This window comes from Zavarzinia compransoris, assembly GCF_003173055.1.
GTDB lineage: Bacteria > Pseudomonadota > Alphaproteobacteria > Zavarziniales > Zavarziniaceae > Zavarzinia > Zavarzinia compransoris.
The window spans coordinates 489,850-505,632 of sequence record NZ_QGLF01000002.1 but is presented as its reverse complement, the minus strand read 5'-3'; the positions used below and the strand labels follow the sequence as shown (position 1 = coordinate 505,632).

Genomic DNA, 15,783 nt, shown 5'->3' with positions numbered 1-15,783 from the left:
ATGTCCCGACCGACCGTCCAGCCCACGGACCGCGAGGTTTTCTTCGCATCCGACGAGGTCATCGTCAGCAAGACGGACCTCAAGGGCATTATCACCTATGCCAACGACGTCTTTCTCGATATCGCCGGCTATACCGAGGCGGAGGTGCTGGGCCAGCCCCACAACCTGATCCGCCACCCGGAGATGCCGCGTTGCGTGTTCTGGCTGCTGTGGAACGAGGTCCAGGCCGGGCGCGAAATCTTCGCCTATGTGAAGAACATGACCAAGGCCGGCGATTTCTACTGGGTGCTGGCCCATGTCACGCCCAGCCGCGACGCCGGGGGCCGCATCGTCGGCTATCATTCCAACCGGCGCACGCCGGAACGCCCGGCGGTCGATGCCGTCGGCCGTCTCTATCAAGACCTGCTGAACACGGAGCGTCGCGCCGCCAGCCCCAAGGACGGGCTCGCCGCCGGCATCGCCGCCCTGAACCGCCACCTCGAACACGCGGGCATCGGTTATGACGAATTCGTCTTCTCTCTTTGAGCGCCTGCGCGGCCGCGCCCCCACCCCCGCCGGCGCCCCCGCGAGCACCGCCCCCGACCCGGCGCTCAGCGCCGAGAACCGCCGCCTCGCCGCCGAGAACGCCCTCCTGCGCGAGGCGCTGGACAAGGCGACCGAGACCTGCCGCCGGGTCGCGGTCGGCGATTTCGAGGCCCGCGCCGTCGGCATCGAGCATCTGGGCCCGGCGGTGCCGTTCCTGCGCCACCTGAACCGCGTCCTCGACCTGACCGACGCCTTCATCCGCGAAAGCATGGCCAGCCTGGAACACGCCAGCAAGGGCGCCTTCCACCGGCCCTTCCTCGAAACCGGCATGACCGGCGCCTTCAAGCTGGGCGCGCGGACCATCAACGAGGCGCGCATGCGCATGCAGGCGCTGCGCGACGAGGCACGGGCCACCCGCCACCGCCTGGCCGACGGTTTCGAGGCGAGCGTCGCCGAAGTGGTCGCCGCCGTCGCCGCGGCCGCGACCGAGATGTCCGTCTCGGCGGAAGGCGTATCGGCCATCGCCGCCGGCACCCAGGACCGGGCGGGCGCCGTCGCCGCCGCCTCGGAACAGGCCGCCGCCAGCAGCGAGACCGTCGCCGCCGCGACCACCGAACTGGCCGCCTCCATCGCCGAGATCAGCCGCCAGGTCCATCTGACCGGCGAATTGGCCGCCACCGTCGCCCTTGAGGCCGGCAGCGCCGGCGAGACCATCCGCCACCTCTCGACGGCGGCGCAGTCGATCGACGATGTCGTCAAGATGATCCAGCAGATCGCCAATCAGACCAATCTTCTGGCCCTGAACGCGACCATCGAGGCCGCCCGCGCGGGCGAGGCCGGCCGGGGCTTCGCCGTGGTCGCGGCCGAGGTCAAGACCCTGGCCCGCCAGACCGCCGAGGCGACGGTGCGCATCGGCACCCAGGCCCAGGAGATGAAATCCTGGTCGGAACAGGCCGTCTCCGGCATCGGCCGCATCAATGTCGCGACCGACGACCTGCGCGATGCCGCCACCTCGATTTCGAGCGCGGTCGAGGAACAGACCACCGCGACCCAGGAAATCAGCAAGAATGTGGAACAGGTCGCGGCCGGCAGCCGGGATGTCACCGTCCATATCGCCGACGTCTCGACCGGGGCGACCGATACGGCGGAAGCGGCGGGCACCATGACCGTGGCCGCCGCCGACCTCGCCCGCCTGGCGGAAACCCTGCGCGGCGAAGTGGGCAAATTCCTGCACGAGATCCGAACCGCCTGACGGCCCCGGCCGCCGGCCCTGTGATCGCCGTTACGGCGGCCCGCCGGCCGCCGTGCTAGGGTCCCGCCATCATTGGCCTGGACGGGCACGGCCGCGACCGAAGCGGCACCGGACACGGGGGAGCGGTGAACATGGCACTCGATGTGAAGATCATGACCTTCGTCAGCAATTTCGACGGCGCGGGCCCCGGCCATTCGGCCATCGCGGTCGGCAATATCGCCTATTCGTTCGAAAATGTCGGCGGCGGCTGGCTGCAGGCGTCCAGCGGCTGGAAGGCGCTGGAAATCACCGGCTACATGAAGGCGAACGAGCACCGCCCGATCCTGATGCAATACCTGAAGGCTTCGGTCATCCCGGGCTATGTCGTCGAATATGTCCAGAAGTCGAGCGCCAGGGACGACGACTACATCGGCTCGGGCGTGTGCAGCACCCAGGTCTCGCGCGCGGTGAACTACGCCCTGCCCGAGGGTGTGATCTTCGACCCCAAGGGCATCGACACCCCGTTCGGCGTGTTCCATTGCGCGCGGCGCCTGGGCCTTGTCGCGCGCGAGGAATATTTCTGGCCGGGCAAGGCCAACATGCCGGTGCTGCGCTGGGCGAGCATCGTCAACACCCTGAAATCGGACTATCCGGGCGTCCTCGGCAAGCCGGGCGAAGCCGGCAAGCTGGACATTTCCCGCTAACCCCAACTCCCGCTAAACCCAGTCAGTGCGTGGCCGGGCCCCGGCCCGGCCGGCGGGCGTCGATTTCCTGCGCGACGATGCCGTAGACGATCGCCCCGGTCAGGAACACGACCAGGCCGAGCCCGAGATAGACCACCGTGCCGCCGACGCCGAAGGCATGGGCCCCGGCCAGGCCGAGCAGGTCCTCGGTGGTGATGACAAGCCAAAGCAGCCAATAGGCGACGACGGTCACAACGCCGTAGTTCATGGCGGGCCTCCTTTTTTCGGGAAGTCTTGTCGTTACCGACAGTCTTCACCTGAAAGCCTGGCCTGAAAAGAGGCTTGTCGCTCTGATCTCGATCAAATGGCGCCCGATCAGATCAGCGCCGGCTCGTCGGGGCAGAAGCGCAGGGCCTCGGCGATCCGGTTCAGGCCCTCGGTCAGTTCGGCGATGTCGGCGGCGGCGGACAGGCTGATGCGGATCGCCTCGGGCGCCGGGCCCCGGCCGACCTGGAAGGCGGAGGCGCCGGCGACATGGACGCCCTGGGCCCTGGCAGCATCGACCACATCGTCGGCCCGGCGGCCGTTGCCGATCTTCAGCCAGACGTGGAAGGAACGCACCCGACCCTCGGCCGGGCCGGGCAGGCCGAAGCAGCGCTCCGCCACCTCGTTGCGCCGGGCGATCTCGGTCAATTGCCAGCGGGTCAGGCGCTCGGCGGTGCCGTCGGCGACCCAGCGGCCGACCACTTCCGCCATCAGGGGCGGCGCCATCAGGGTGGTGGCGCGCATGGTTTCGGTCGCGGCATCGACGATCCGCTGCGGCAGCGCCATATAGCCGACCCGGAGGCCCGGCATCAGCGCCTTGGACACCGAAGTGACGAACAGGGTCCGCTCCGGCGCCAGCATGGCGATCGGGGTATGGCCGGGCGCCAGGAAGCCGTGAACGTCGTCCTCGATCAGCAGGGCGTCGCAGCGGTTGGCGACGGCGGCGATGTCGCGGCGGCGCTGCTCGCCCATCACCGCCGTGGTCGGGTTCTGGATCGTCGGCGTCAGATAGACGAAGCGCCGCCCGCCGCCCCGGCAGGCCGCCTCCAGCGCGTCGGGGCGCATGCCCTCGTCGTCCAGGGCGACGGCTTCCAGGGTCAGGCCCAGGCGCCGCGCCAGCGAGGTCAGCCCCGGATAGGCCAGGGCCTCGGTCAGCAGCACGTCGCCCGGCCGCGCCACGGTCATCAGGGCGATGGTCTGGGCATTCTGGCAGCCGGCGGTGACGAGCACCCGGTCCGGCGTGGTCTCGATCCCCGCCTGGCGCATCCAGGCGGCGCCGGCCGCCCGATGGGCCGGGGCGCCGGCCGGGAACTGATAGCCCATGACATGGGCGAGCACGTCCGGCCGCGCCGAGAGATCAGCCAGCATGCCCTGCAAGGCTTCGACCTGGGGCCCCATGGCCGGGCGGTTGACCGACAGGTTGATGGTGCCGCCCGCCGTCACCGGGCGGTCGTGGTCGATGCCGACCAGGCCGCCGCTGCCCGGCCGGGTGATGTCGGGCCCGCGCACGAAAGTGCCGCGCCCGACCGTACCGTCGGTCAGGCCGCGGCGCCCCGCCTCGGCATAGGCGCGGGTGACGGTGCCGATGGTGACGCCCAGCCGGATCGCCAGATCGCGGTGGGTGGGCAGGCGGGTGCCCGCCGGCACTGTGCCGTTGGCGATCGCCTGCGCCAGCGAATCCGCGATCGCCAGATAGAGCGGCCCGTCGTGACCGTCCAGGTTCGGGGTCCAGATGTCATCCCCCCGGCGGGTCGGGGGTGACAGGCGGGCAACAGTGGCGGGCGTTATTGTCATAGGGACAATATATATCTTGTCACGATTGTTTTGTCAAGATATAGAGACAATGCCTATGAAAGGAGGCACCCATGACCGATTGCATCGAGACAAAATCCCCCACCCTGCCGACGCTGTCCCCCCTCGCCCAGACTTCGGGCCAGACCGCTGCCCGTGCGACCGTGTGGATGCTCGCTGCCCGCGCGTTCGGGGTGCTGCTCGACTGGCAGCGCCGGGCGATGGAGCGCAACCATCTCCGCGGCCTCGACGATCACATGCTGCGCGATATCGGCCTGTCCCGGGCCGACATCGAGCAGGAAGCCGCCAAGCCCTTCTGGAAGCCGTGAGATCATCGTGCAAACCCTTGATATCTATGAGGTCGAGGCGTTCGGCGCCGGGCTGCCCTTCAGGGGCAACCCGGCCGCCGTGGTGCCCCTGGCCGCTTTCCCGGCGGACGCGGCCTTGCAGGCCATCGCCGCCGCCAACAATCTGGCCGAAACCGCCTTCTTCACCCCCGCCGGCGGCGAGGGCCATTTCGGCCTGCGCTGGTTCACCCCGGCGCTCGAAGTACCCCTGTGCGGCCATGCCACCCTGGCCAGCGCCTTTGTCATCATGACAATCCTGCAACCGCATCTGCCGGCGGTGACATTCGATTCGCACGCCGGCCTGCTGGCGGTGACAAGGGCGGGCGATGTCCTGACCCTGGATTTCCCCGCCCTGGGCCGGACCGCCGTCGCCACCGCTCCCGCCGTGGTCGCGGCCCTGGGCGCCCAGCCGGCGGAAGCCTATCGTTCAGGACAATTCCTGCTGCTGGTGTTCGACACCGCGGCCGAGGTCGCGGCGCTGGCGCCGGACTTCAAGGCCCTGGCCAAGGCGGCCGATTTCGGCGTGATCGCCACCGCGCCGGGCGATGCGGGCAGCGGCGCCGATTTCGTGTCGCGCTTCTTCGCCCCCGCCGCCGGGATCGACGAGGACCCGGTGACCGGTTCCGCCCATTGCAGCCTGACGCCCTATTGGGCGGAGCGGCTGGGCCGGAAACGGCTGGAGGCACGGCAGATCTCGGCCCGCGGCGGCTTCCTGACGGTCGAGGACCGGGGCAGCCGAGTGACGATTTCCGGCCGCTGCCGGCTTTACCTCGAAGGCCGCATCCACATCTGACGCCGCGTCCGGGCCCGGCTGCGCCAGCCTATTGTGACGCGCGCGTCAACCATGCATGCTTCGCCCCCAGAACCATAAGAAAGGGCGGAGCAAGCCATGGGAGAGTTCAGTACCGTCGAGCGCGAGGGCCACCTGCTGATCGTCACGATCAACCGGCCCGAAGTCATGAATGCGCTGCATCCGGCGGCCAATTTCGAACTGCACGATGCCTTCAACGCCTTCGCCGCCGACCCCGAGCTTTGGGTCGCGATCATCACCGGCGCCGGCGACCGCGCCTTTTCGACCGGCAACGACCTGGTGTTCCAGGCCAGGGGCGGCGCGATCGAAGTGCCGCCCACCGGCTTCGGCGGCCTGACCAGCCGCTTCGACCTGACGAAGCCGGTGATCGCCGCCGTGAACGGCTATGCCATGGGCGGCGGCTTCGAGATCGCCCTTGCCTGCGACCTGATCGTCGCCTCCGAAAAGGCGGTCTTCGCCCTGCCGGAGCCGCGCGTCGGCCTGGCGGCGCTGGCCGGCGGCATGCACCGCCTGCCGCGCCAGATCGGCATGAAGGCGGCCATGGGCATGCTGCTGACCGGGCGCCGGGTCCCGGCCGAGGAAGGCCGGCAGCTCGGCTTCGTCAACGAAGTGGTGCCGGCGGCGGAGCTTATGGCCGCGGCCCGGCGCTGGGCCGGGCTGATCCTCGAATGCGCGCCGTCCTCGATCCGGGCGACCAAGGAAAGCGTGCTGCGCGGCCTCGAACAGCCGAGCCTGGAGGCGGCCATGCTGGCCAATTACCCCGAGATCGGCCGCATGTTCATGTCGAAGAATTTCCGCGAAGGCCCGCGCGCCTTCGCCGAGAAGCGCCAGCCCCGCTGGACCGGCGACTGATGCCGCACAGGCGGCGGCACTCAGGCCGCCGCCGCCGCCAGGGCCTCGCGGTTGCGGAATTCGGCGTTCAGCCTGCCCTCGGCGCCGAACAGGATCTCGCGCCATTCGGCTTCGAGCGCCGCCGTGTCGTGCCGGCGGGGATGGAAGCGGCGGCCGAAGAAATCCGGCATGCGGCGGATCACCCCGGTCAGGAAACCCTGCCGCCCGAACAGGTGGCCGAGCCCGCGCAGGTTGCCGCGAAGATCGCCGGCCTGCCCTTCCTTCGCCAGCAGCACGCCCCAACTGGCCAGGACGCCGGGCAGCAGCACGCCGACCACCAGCGCCCCCGCCGCCGCCCGCTCGCCCCAGGTGCCGCCCACCGCCTCGAAGACGTCATAGGCGACGGCCTTGTGTTCCAGTTCCTCGAGCGCGTGCCACAGCCAGAGTTTCATCATTTCCGGCTCGGAAGTCGCCTTGAAGCGCTCGTCCTTCAGCCAGCGCTCGGCCAGATGGGCGGTGAAATGTTCCATGAACAGGGTGCAGGCCAGCTGCTGGCGGCGCGGCAGGCGCTTCAGCTGGCGCAGCGACCAGCGGACATAGCGCTCCGGCACCTCGACGGCGATGCCGCGCGCGGCGAAGGCCTGGTTCAGCCGGTCGTGCTCGCGCCCGTGCAGCGCCTCCTGGCCGATGAAGCCCGAGACCTGGGCCTTGAGGACCGGATCCTCGATCCGGTCGCGGAAGGCGCGCACGCTGTCGACGAAGAAGCGCTCGCCCGGCGGGAAAATCCCCGAGAAGACCACGAACATCAGGCTGGCCAGCGCATTGCCGTCATAGAAGGGATAGCGCTTCTCCGCCCCCTCGTGGTCGAACACCATGTTGCGGGGCGGCACGCCGACGCTCGCACTGGTTGGAACCGCTGACATGATCCGGCCTCCCGTTCCGTCTTGCCCCCCGCGCCGTCCCTTGACGCCGGGGGCCTGTTGCAAAACGATAATCCGATGTTTTGTTCGGATTCAATTCGGATAGCCCATGCCCCGGAAACCCAGGCAAAGCCGCGCCATCGCCACCGTCGACGCCATCGTCGAGGCGGGGTTCATCAGCCTCGCCCGCCACGGCCCGACGGGAACGACGACGCGCCATATCGCCGAGATCGCAGGCATCAGCGTCGGCTCGCTCTACGAATATTTCGCCAATAAGGAAGAGATCCACGCGGCGATGAACCGGCATTTCGTCGCCGCCATCGTCGGCGTGATCCGGCCCCTGATCCCCCGCCTCGTGCGGATGGAGATCGAACCCGCGATCATCGCCCTGGCGGCGGCCTTCGGCGATTTCCTGACGCGCAACGACGAGCGTTACCTGAAGTACGGGCGGGCCACGATCGCCGCGCACCAGGCGATGGATTTCGGCGCCGTCTCGGCGGCCCTGACCGAATTGCTGCTGCAATACGTCATGCAGCACCCGGCGCTGACCCGGCTGCCCGACCTCGCGGTGATGAACCATATCTTCATCCAGGGCGGGATCTTCGTCGTCCTCAAGCATCTCTCGGACCCGGATCCGCCCTTCGGCTATGACGCGCTGGCGCAAGGCCTGGCGCGCATGGTCGCCCATTATGTCACCATCGAACTGCAACGGGCCGACAAGGCCCGGATCGAAGAAGCCCGGATCGAAGAAGAAGGAGGAGACCCCCATGACCCTGCACACGCCCCTTTGTGATCTTCTCGGTATCGAACATCCGGTGATGCTGGCCGGCATGGGCGGCGTCGCCTTCGGCGAGGTCTGCGCCGCCGTTTCCGAGGCCGGCGGCTATGGCTGCCTGGGCATGGCCGCGCTGCCGCCGGAGAAGATCCGCGAGGAAATGCGCAAGGTCCGCCGCCTGACCGGCAAGCCCTTCGCCGTCGACCTGCTCACCGCCCTGCCCGAGACCCTGGTCAATGCCGTCGACATCATCATCGACGAGGGGGCGAGCGCCTTCGTCGCCGGCCTCGGCGTGCCGGCCCCGATCATGGCCAGGCTGAAGGCGGCCGGCCTCAAGGTGATGGCGGTCTGCGGCACGGTGAACCACGGCCTGAAGGCGCAGGCCGCGGGCTGCGACGCCGTGATCGCGCAAGGCACCGAGGGCGGCGGCCATACCGGCCGGGTGGCGGGCATGGCCCTGATCCCGCAGATGGTCGACGCCCTGTCGATCCCGGTGGTCGCCGCCGGTTCCATCGTCGACGGCCGCGGCCTCGCCGCCGCGCTTTCGTTCGGCGCGGTCGGGGTCTGGATGGGCACGCGCTTCATCGCCTCGGCCGAAGCCAATGCCGCCCCCGGTTACAAGCAGGCGATCCTCGATGCCGGCGACGAGGACACGCTGATCACCCGCTGCTTCACCGGCAAGACGCTGCGCGCGATCAAGAACGACTATACCGCCGAATGGGAGGGCCGGCAGGCGGAGATCCAGCCCTTCCCGATCCAGGCCATGGTCTCGGGCCAGAACGGCGCCAACCGCACCCTTCAGGGGGTCACCGAGGATATCGACCCCGCCCGCGTCTGCCTTGCCGCCGGCCAGGGCGCCGGCGCCATCCGCGAGATCCTGCCGGCGGGCGAGATCCTGCGCCGCACGGTGGCCGAGGCGGAGGCGGTGATCGCCCGCCTGCCCGGCCTCGTCGCCGCCCGCTGAGCTATTTCACCGCAACGAAGAAGACCCGGCGGAAGGGGAACAGGACCCTGCCGTCGGGCAGCGGCGGATAGGCCGCCGCCAGCCGCCCGCGATAGGCGGCGGCGAAGTCGGCTGCAAGGCCGGGCGGCAGGGCATCGAGATAGGGGCGAAGCGCCGTGCCCTTCACCCATTCGAACACCGGATGGCTGCCCGCGGCCGGCGCCAGGATATGGACATAGGTGGTGGCCCAGGCATCGACCGCGCCGGCGCCGGCCGCCAGCAGCAGGGCGGCGTAATCCGGGGCGTCGTCCACCGCCCTGATTCCCGCCACCCCGTCGAGGGCGGCGGCGAAGCGCCCCGCCGCCGCCGTTTCCGCCAGCAGGACATGGGACGGGGCGGCATGGTTGCGCGGCATCTGCACGGCAAGGACGCCGCCGGGCGCAAGGCCCCCGACCAGCGCCGCCAGCACCGGCCGATGGTCCGGCAGCCATTGGAAGGCGGCGTTGGAAGCGATCAGGTCGCAGCCTGCCGCCACGCCAGGGTCACAAATATCCCCCAGTCTGAAGTCCGCGTCCGCCAGGTGGCGGCGCGCCACGTCCAGCATGGCGGGGGAATTGTCGATGCCGGCCAGCGGCAGGGCGGGAAAACGGGCGCGCAGCAGGGCGGTCAGCTGGCCGCCGCCGCAGCCAAGGTCGATTCCGGCGCGAAAGCCGCCCTCGGGCAGGCGGGCGACCAGATCGGCAGCGGGACGCAGGCGATGATCGGCGAAACGTGCATATTGCCCCGGGTCCCAGCTTGCCATCGCGGCCTCCCTTGCCGACCATAGGTGTGCAACGTCGAGGATAGCGCATGCGGATCACGGTGGTGATGAATGAAAAGGCGGGCACCCTGGCGCAGGGCGACGGCCATGCCATCGCCACCGGGGTGCGCAACGCCTTTGCCCATGCCGGCCATACGGTCAATGTCGCCGCGGTGAAGCCGCGCGACATGCAGTCGGCCGTGCAGCGGTCGATCACGACCAAGCCCGATGTCCTGGTCGTCGGCGGCGGCGACGGCAGCCTGAACGGCGCCCTCAACATGCTGGGCCGGGCGCCGATCGCCCTCGGCGTGCTGCCCCTCGGCACGATGAACCTGACCGCCCGGGATATCGGCCTGCCGCCGGACCCGGTCGATGCCGCCAAGGCCATGGCCCGGGGCACCATCGCGCCGGTCGATGTCGCCAATCTGAACGGCACCCGCTTCCTGCATGCCGCCGTGCTCGGCTTCTATCCCTGGATGGTACTGGACCGCGACCGCGCCCGGCGCCGCCGGGGCCTCAGCAAATGGCCGGCGATGATCCGGGCCGGCTGGCGCGCCCTGTTCCGCCGCCACGAACTGGAGATCGACGTCGATCTCGGCACCGATGCCGGCGACCGGGTGCAATTGCGCACGCCCCTTCTCGTCGTCGCCAACAACCGTTTCGTCGACGGGGCGGGGCCGGTGCCGACCCGCGCCAGCCTGGCCGATGGCGAACTGGCGGTCTATGTCGCCGAGACCACGGGCCCGCTTTCGCTGCTGCGCCTCGCCGCCGCGGTTGCCGCCGGGCGCTGGGAAAGCGCGCCCGGCATTCACTTCGCCGCCTGCCGCTCGCTCACCGTGGCCTCGTCCCGGCGCCGCCTGCGGGTCGCGGTCGACGGCGAACTGATGCATTTCGAGCCGCCCCTGAGCTTCCGCCTGGAACAGGGCCGGCTTTACTTCCTCATGCCTTCGGGGGAATGACCAGGGTCCAGGCCGTGCCCTTGCCGGGCGCGCTCTCGACCTTGGCCTCGCCGCCCATCTGCTTCGCCAGCCCCGGCATCAGCAGCAGGCCGAGGCCGCCGCCCGCCCCCGGGGTGAAGCCCTTGCCATCGTCGGCCAGGGTCAGGGCGATCGTGCCGTCCGCCGCCGCCTCGGCGCGCAGGCGGATGGTGCCGCCGGTGCCGGGCGGCAGGCCATGGGTCAGGGCATTGGTCAGCAATTCGGTGACCGCCAGGGCCAGCGGCGTCGCCCGGTCCTGGTCGACGGCCAGGGCGGGCAGATCCACCTCCAGCCGGATGTCGCCGCGCGCCGCCGTCAGGCTGGCCGCCAGTTCGCCGAGCAGGGCGGCGACATCGACGAGGCTGGCCGCATCGTCGAGATAGAGATGGCGCTGGACCAGGGCCAGCGCCTTCACCCGCATCTCGACATCGCCGAGCGCCGCCTTCGCCCCCGGCTCGCGCAGGGCCCGCAGGCGCAGCGACAGCATGGACAGCACGGTTTGCAGGTTGTTCTTCACCCGGTGGTGGATTTCGCGGATCAGCACGTCCTTTTCCGCGATGGTGCGCTTCAGGTCCGCCTCGCGCAGCGCCACGCGCCGCCCCATGGTGACGAAGCCCTGGCCCAGCTCGCGCAGTTCCGCCGGCGCGCCGGTCAGGTCCACCTGCTGGTCCAGGCGCCCGGCGGTGTAATCGGCGGCAAGGCCGCGCAGGTTGCGCACCCAGCGCGTCACCAGGAAATGACCGCCGACCACGGCGGCGGCCAGCGCCGCCAGCACGGTGACCCCGAGCAGGATCAGGCGCGAATTCAGGTCGCGGTCGATCCAGGCGAAGGTCGAGGCGACGGGCAGGCCGAACAGGACATGGATCGCCCCGCCCTGCAGCACCACCACCGAATAGGCCCGTTCGCGCCCGTCCAGGCTGTCGGCGCGGAATTCCAGCACCTCGTCGTTCACCACCTGGGCGATCAGGTCGGGCTGGGGCAGGCCGCCGTCGCCGAGAACGGCGCCGGTGCGCCGGGTCAGCACGTCGCCCTTGCGATCGAGGACATAGACGACGCCGTCGTCCGGCAGGCCGGCGTCGCGCGCCACCCGTTCCAGCCGGTCCAGCTTGATCCAGACCGCGATGATGCCGGCGACCGTATCGGTCTCGCCGATGATCGGCATGGCCGCGACCAGGGTCGGGTTGGCCGCCGCCGGGTCCAGCACCTGGTCGGACAGGGTGAAATCGCGCAATTGCATCACCCGCTGGAACCAGTCCGCCTCGGCGTGATTGACCGGGCCTTTGGCGCTGCGGTCGGTGGAGCAGACTTGGCGGCCGTCGGGCGCGATCAGGGCGAGGCTGCCGTATTCGGGGTAAATGTCGGGAAAGGCGCTGAAGATGCGCGGGCAGCGCGTCCCCGCCGACGGCAGGGTGAGATCGGCGGCCAGCCCGACCAGCAGGCGCCAGGTATCGGAAAAGAAATCCCGCTCGTGGGCCGCGGCCAGCGCCGCGAATTGATGGACCTGGGTTTCCGCCCGCCGCGTCTGTTCGTCATAGGCGCGCATGGCGACGATGGCGCCGCCCGCCGCCGGCGCCGCCAGCACCACCAGCATGAGGGCGGCGAGCCGCGCGCGTAAGGGGTCGAACAGGCGGAACAGGCCCGTCACGCGTCAGCGGCCCGGGTGATGGAACAGGGCCTGGCCGATGGTGACGACCAGGGTTTCCGGGTCGAAGGGTTTCGAGACCAGAAAGGTCGGCTCCATGCGCTCGCCGGTCAGCAGCCGTTCGGGGAAGGCGGTGACGAAGATGACGGGAACGTCCAGCGATTGCAGGATTTCCTGCGCCGCCTCGATCCCGGTCGAACCGTCGTCCAGCTGGATGTCGGCCAGCACCAGGCCCGGCCGGTGCTCGGCGGCCAGCGCCACCGCCTCGCTCTTCCGGGTCGCGATGCCGACCACCTCGTGGCCCGCCTCGCGCACGATTTCGGCGATATGAAGGGCGATGATCGGCTCGTCCTCGATGACGAGGACGCGGGCCGGGTCCTGGCGCGCCAATTCGTCCCGGGCATGGTCGAGCAGGGCGGAAACCTCCTCGACCGGCCGGCCGAGCACCGACGCCACCTCGGCCCGGGTCATGGCTTCGAGCGAGGTCAGCAAGAGCGCGCGCCGCTCCGCCGAGGGCAGCAGGCCGAGCTTCGCCTGGACCTTGGCATCACGCCCGCCGCCGGCGGCGGCGCCCGCGGTCGCCGGGGCGGCATCGGCGGCGGCATGGACGAGGCTGTAAAGCTGGGGCTTCAGGTCGCGGTCGGGATCGATCGCGGCCTTGCCCGAGGCCAGCGATTGCAGGGCGGCGCGGATCAGGCCGTCGCCCACCCCCTGGTTGCCGGTCAGTGCCCGGGCATAACGGCGGAGATAGGGCAGGTGCTGCGCGATACCAAACTTCAAATCGGTCATGGATACTGATTCCCCAGGGGCATGCCGCGGGCGGACCGTGCCACAAATGTCGTCCGGAACCAATGCGGGGCCTTCCCCGTTGGTTCCAAGGCCGGTAGCTTGGACCGGCAGCGTGGAACGAGTCATGCCCGAAAAGAGCAAACGGACCAAACCCAAAGGCGACCCCAAGGCGGGCGGCGCCAATCCCGGCGGCGCCAATCCCGGTGGTGGCGGCAACGCCTGGGTCGACGACGGCCTGCGCAAGCTCTATGACGATGTCGCGGCCGAGCCCCTGCCCCAGGACCTGCTCGACCTTCTCAACGAGATCGATCCCGACAAGCTGAGCGGCGGGGGCAAGCCGTGACCGGCAAGCCCGACGCCCCGGCCAAGCACGATACCCCGGCCAAGCCGGCGGGTTTCGACATCCGGGCCGAGGTGATCGCGGTCATGCCGCACCTGCGCGCCTTCGCCCGCTTCCTGACCGGCCACCGCGAACGCGCCGACGACCTGGTGCAGGATGCGGTGGTGCGCGCCCTGACCGCGGCCCATCAGTTCCAGCCGGGGACCAATTTCAAGGCCTGGATGTTCACCATCCTGCGCAACCTCTTCTACAACGAGGGGCGGAAGTCGCGGGTGAAGATGGACACGCTCGAGGAAATCCACGAGCACCAGCATTCGGCGGGCCCGACCCAGGAGGCCGGCCTGGAGTTCGACGATTTCCGCCGCGCCTTCTGGCGCCTGACCGAGGAACAGCGCGAAGTGCTGATCCTGGTCGGCGCCAGCGGCGTCTCCTACGAGGAGGCGGCGGAGATCTGCGGCTGCGCCGTCGGCACGATCAAGAGCCGGGTCTCGCGTGCCCGCGCCCAGCTCACCAAATTGCTCGGCGGCTCGGAAATGGGCTCCCGGCTTGAGGAATCGGGCCCCATGCCGGCGGAAATGGCGGCCTTCCTGGCCCTCGGCGGCGCCCCCGGCAAGGGCCGCTGACAGGGGCTCAGAGGCCGAAATCGGCCGCGAAGGCGTCGATCCGGCGGGCGAGCGCGATGTCGAGGTCGGACAGGCCGTCGACGTCATGGGTCGAAAGCAATATGTCGACGGTCCGGTAGACGTTGAACCATTCCGGGTGGTGGTCCAACTGCTCGGCGGCGATGGCGACCCGGGTCATGAAGGCGAAAGCCTGGCTGAAATCCTTGAGCACCAGCCGGCGCTCGATGGCGTCGCGCTCCGCCGACAGGTGCCAGTTCGGCAGGGTGGCGAGGGCCAGCGCCTTGGCTTCGTCGGACAGTTTCTGGCGCATCGCGCCCCCCTTGCGTGCAAATTGCTCCGTTCCGAAGTGGTACGAGACTGGACAGCGCGCCACAAGCCGCTAACGTCACCGCCGATGACTCACGCGAAGTTTCTCGACCGGCTGCTCGCCCCCAGCCTCGAAGACATCGAGGCCCTGGCGGCCCAGGCCCTTGCGGAAATCCCGCCCGCCCTGCGGGACCGGGTGCGCGGCATCGTGATTCGGGTCGACGAATTCGCCGACGAAGAGACGCTGGAACAGATGGGGATCGAGGATCCCTTCACCCTGACCGGCCTCTATCGCGGCGTGCCCTTGCGCGACAAGTCGGTCGGCGATTCGGGGGCGATCCCGGACATGATCTTCCTCTACCGCCGGCCCATCCTCGACGAATGGTGCGAGACCGGGGCCACCCTCGGCGGCCTGGTGCGGGAAGTCCTGATCCACGAGATCGGGCACCATTTCGGCTTCTCCGACGACGACATGGACGCGCTGGACTGACCCCGTGCTATGATGCCCCGGCTGCGAAAGCCAGCGACAACCGGGGGGAAGTCGAATGGATAGCGTTCGCGACAAAGCGAAGAAATTTCTCGACCAGTTGCCGGACAATGTGAACGTCACGTCGAACGGCACTTACGGCGCCCTGTTCACCACCCTGACCGGGATGAGCCACGAGGGCCTGCAAAAGACCTGGGCGACCGAGGATATTCCCAAGGCCGAACGGCGCAAGAAAGGCGAGAGCACGGCCGGCCTCGCCACCACGACGTCGTGCAACGGCTTCACCGGCAAGCTCAGCAATGCGGTCAATGCGCCGATCTATCTCGGGCGCTTCGATCTGGCGGCCGAATTGAAGAAGCAGGGCGTCTCGGATGCCTGGATCCCCGCGACCAGCGGCAAGAAGCCCGGCTGCGGCGACGTCTTCAAGATGAAGAAATTCCATGTCGGCGTGTCGATCGATTTCACCGGCGACGTCTGGAACACCGCCGAGGGCGGCCAGGGCGGCCCCGGGCAGGACTATACCCAGGGCTTCGACATCGTGAAGCGCAAGCACCAGACCTGGGACCCCAGCACGCTGGAAGGCTGGGTCGACATCGAGGTGCTGGCCCGGATCGCGGTGAAGGCGCCGAAATGGATGATCGGCTGGTGGCGCTTCGAGATCGGCGCGGCGCGGGAATTCGTCTTCGTGCCCGAGAAGGGCGTCGCCCGCGCCTTCCCCACGGCGCCGGCCGCCCTGACCCCGGTCAGCGAGGGCGGCCGCACCGGCGCCCTGGAGGTCGAGCCGGGCGGCAACCGGGTCGCCATCACCTGGACCGACGAGAAGATCGGCCAGGACCGGCTCGGCCCATTGCCCGGCGTCCCCTATATGCTGGGCGAGCGGGGCAGCGCCCAGGTCCAGGCTTTCCGCCTGAAGTGAGC

20 protein-coding genes are annotated in these 15,783 nt (G+C 69.5%); 13 read left to right on the top strand and 7 right to left on the bottom strand.

Features of this window, described 5'->3' with window-relative positions; all coding sequences use genetic code 11:
* The 3 genes from DKG75_RS08250 (at position 1) to DKG75_RS08240 (ending at position 2,460) form a co-directional block, all read left to right on the top strand.
* The gene (locus tag DKG75_RS08250; RefSeq protein WP_109920605.1) at positions 1–525 is read left to right on the top strand and encodes a PAS domain-containing protein; all 525 of its coding nucleotides are present in this window, start codon (positions 1–3) and stop codon (positions 523–525) included.
* Positions 500–1,777 carry a methyl-accepting chemotaxis protein gene (locus DKG75_RS08245; RefSeq protein WP_109920604.1) on the top strand — a complete coding sequence of 426 codons (1,278 nt, stop codon included), beginning with the start codon at positions 500–502 and terminating at the stop codon, positions 1,775–1,777. Before DKG75_RS08250 ends, DKG75_RS08245 begins: the two co-directional genes overlap by 26 nt.
* Before the next feature lie 131 nt (positions 1,778–1,908).
* Positions 1,909–2,460, top strand: coding sequence for a hypothetical protein (locus DKG75_RS08240; RefSeq protein WP_109920603.1), 552 nt, complete (start codon positions 1,909–1,911; stop codon positions 2,458–2,460).
* Positions 2,461–2,482: 22 nt separating this feature from the next.
* Here DKG75_RS08240 and DKG75_RS08235 read toward each other — a convergent pair whose 3' ends face one another.
* The gene (locus DKG75_RS08235; RefSeq protein WP_109920602.1) at positions 2,483–2,707 is read right to left on the bottom strand and encodes a hypothetical protein; all 225 of its coding nucleotides are present in this window, start codon (positions 2,705–2,707) and stop codon (positions 2,483–2,485) included.
* Between the two features lie 107 nt (positions 2,708–2,814).
* The gene (locus DKG75_RS08230) at positions 2,815–4,278 is read right to left on the bottom strand and encodes an aminotransferase-like domain-containing protein (RefSeq protein ID WP_109920601.1); all 1,464 of its coding nucleotides are present in this window, start codon (positions 4,276–4,278) and stop codon (positions 2,815–2,817) included.
* A gap of 71 nt (positions 4,279–4,349) precedes the next feature.
* Between DKG75_RS08230 and DKG75_RS08225 the strand changes: the two genes are divergently transcribed.
* From DKG75_RS08225 to DKG75_RS08215, 3 genes are all read left to right on the top strand, one after another.
* Positions 4,350–4,604 carry a DUF1127 domain-containing protein gene (locus DKG75_RS08225; protein WP_109920600.1) on the top strand — a complete coding sequence of 85 codons (255 nt, stop codon included), beginning with the start codon at positions 4,350–4,352 and terminating at the stop codon, positions 4,602–4,604.
* A gap of 7 nt (positions 4,605–4,611) precedes the next feature.
* Complete coding sequence (locus tag DKG75_RS08220) at positions 4,612–5,415, top strand: PhzF family phenazine biosynthesis protein (RefSeq protein WP_109920599.1); 804 nt, start codon at positions 4,612–4,614, stop codon at positions 5,413–5,415.
* A 96-nt stretch (positions 5,416–5,511) separates the two neighbouring features.
* The gene (locus DKG75_RS08215) at positions 5,512–6,285 is read left to right on the top strand and encodes an enoyl-CoA hydratase-related protein (protein ID WP_109920598.1); all 774 of its coding nucleotides are present in this window, start codon (positions 5,512–5,514) and stop codon (positions 6,283–6,285) included.
* Positions 6,286–6,305: 20 nt separating this feature from the next.
* Here DKG75_RS08215 and DKG75_RS08210 read toward each other — a convergent pair whose 3' ends face one another.
* Positions 6,306–7,187 carry a metal-dependent hydrolase gene (locus DKG75_RS08210; RefSeq protein WP_109920597.1) on the bottom strand — a complete coding sequence of 294 codons (882 nt, stop codon included), beginning with the start codon at positions 7,185–7,187 and terminating at the stop codon, positions 6,306–6,308.
* Between the two features lie 106 nt (positions 7,188–7,293).
* Between DKG75_RS08210 and DKG75_RS08205 the strand changes: the two genes are divergently transcribed.
* Positions 7,294–7,977 (top strand): TetR/AcrR family transcriptional regulator, encoded by a 684-nt coding sequence (locus DKG75_RS08205; protein WP_109920596.1) that lies wholly within the window; start codon positions 7,294–7,296, stop codon positions 7,975–7,977.
* On the top strand, positions 7,952–8,923 hold the full coding sequence (locus tag DKG75_RS08200; RefSeq protein ID WP_109920595.1) for an NAD(P)H-dependent flavin oxidoreductase: 972 nt from the start codon (positions 7,952–7,954) through the stop codon (positions 8,921–8,923). Before DKG75_RS08205 ends, DKG75_RS08200 begins: the two co-directional genes overlap by 26 nt.
* Before the next feature lies 1 nt (position 8,924).
* Here the strand turns inward: DKG75_RS08200 and DKG75_RS08195 are convergent, their stop codons facing one another.
* Complete coding sequence (locus DKG75_RS08195) at positions 8,925–9,704, bottom strand: methyltransferase domain-containing protein (protein ID WP_109920594.1); 780 nt, start codon at positions 9,702–9,704, stop codon at positions 8,925–8,927.
* A gap of 47 nt (positions 9,705–9,751) precedes the next feature.
* Here DKG75_RS08195 and DKG75_RS08190 point away from each other — a divergent pair, with 47 nt between their 5' ends.
* Positions 9,752–10,660, top strand: coding sequence for a diacylglycerol kinase family protein (locus DKG75_RS08190; RefSeq protein ID WP_109920593.1), 909 nt, complete (start codon positions 9,752–9,754; stop codon positions 10,658–10,660).
* On the opposite strand, the gene DKG75_RS08185 is transcribed toward DKG75_RS08190, so the two are convergent.
* Positions 10,641–12,323, bottom strand: coding sequence for a sensor histidine kinase (locus DKG75_RS08185; protein WP_109920592.1), 1,683 nt, complete (start codon positions 12,321–12,323; stop codon positions 10,641–10,643). The genes DKG75_RS08190 and DKG75_RS08185 overlap by 20 nt on opposite strands.
* Positions 12,324–12,326: 3 nt before the next feature.
* Positions 12,327–13,109 (bottom strand): response regulator, encoded by a 783-nt coding sequence (locus DKG75_RS08180; RefSeq protein ID WP_109920591.1) that lies wholly within the window; start codon positions 13,107–13,109, stop codon positions 12,327–12,329.
* A gap of 124 nt (positions 13,110–13,233) precedes the next feature.
* Here DKG75_RS08180 and DKG75_RS08175 point away from each other — a divergent pair, with 124 nt between their 5' ends.
* Together DKG75_RS08175 and DKG75_RS08170 are read left to right on the top strand one after the other, a co-directional pair.
* Positions 13,234–13,452 (top strand): NepR family anti-sigma factor, encoded by a 219-nt coding sequence (locus DKG75_RS08175; protein ID WP_109920590.1) that lies wholly within the window; start codon positions 13,234–13,236, stop codon positions 13,450–13,452.
* On the top strand, positions 13,449–14,072 hold the full coding sequence (locus tag DKG75_RS08170) for a sigma-70 family RNA polymerase sigma factor (RefSeq protein ID WP_243746479.1): 624 nt from the start codon (positions 13,449–13,451) through the stop codon (positions 14,070–14,072). The genes DKG75_RS08175 and DKG75_RS08170 overlap by 4 nt, the downstream gene beginning before the upstream one ends.
* Positions 14,073–14,079: 7 nt before the next feature.
* On the opposite strand, the gene DKG75_RS08165 is transcribed toward DKG75_RS08170, so the two are convergent.
* Complete coding sequence (locus tag DKG75_RS08165; protein WP_109920589.1) at positions 14,080–14,382, bottom strand: 4a-hydroxytetrahydrobiopterin dehydratase; 303 nt, start codon at positions 14,380–14,382, stop codon at positions 14,080–14,082.
* Positions 14,383–14,466: 84 nt separating this feature from the next.
* Here DKG75_RS08165 and DKG75_RS08160 point away from each other — a divergent pair, with 84 nt between their 5' ends.
* The gene (locus DKG75_RS08160) at positions 14,467–14,868 is read left to right on the top strand and encodes a metallopeptidase family protein (protein WP_109920588.1); all 402 of its coding nucleotides are present in this window, start codon (positions 14,467–14,469) and stop codon (positions 14,866–14,868) included.
* 55 nt (positions 14,869–14,923) lie between these two features.
* The gene (locus DKG75_RS08155; protein WP_109920587.1) at positions 14,924–15,781 is read left to right on the top strand and encodes a hypothetical protein; all 858 of its coding nucleotides are present in this window, start codon (positions 14,924–14,926) and stop codon (positions 15,779–15,781) included.
* Positions 15,782–15,783 lie beyond the last annotated feature (2 nt).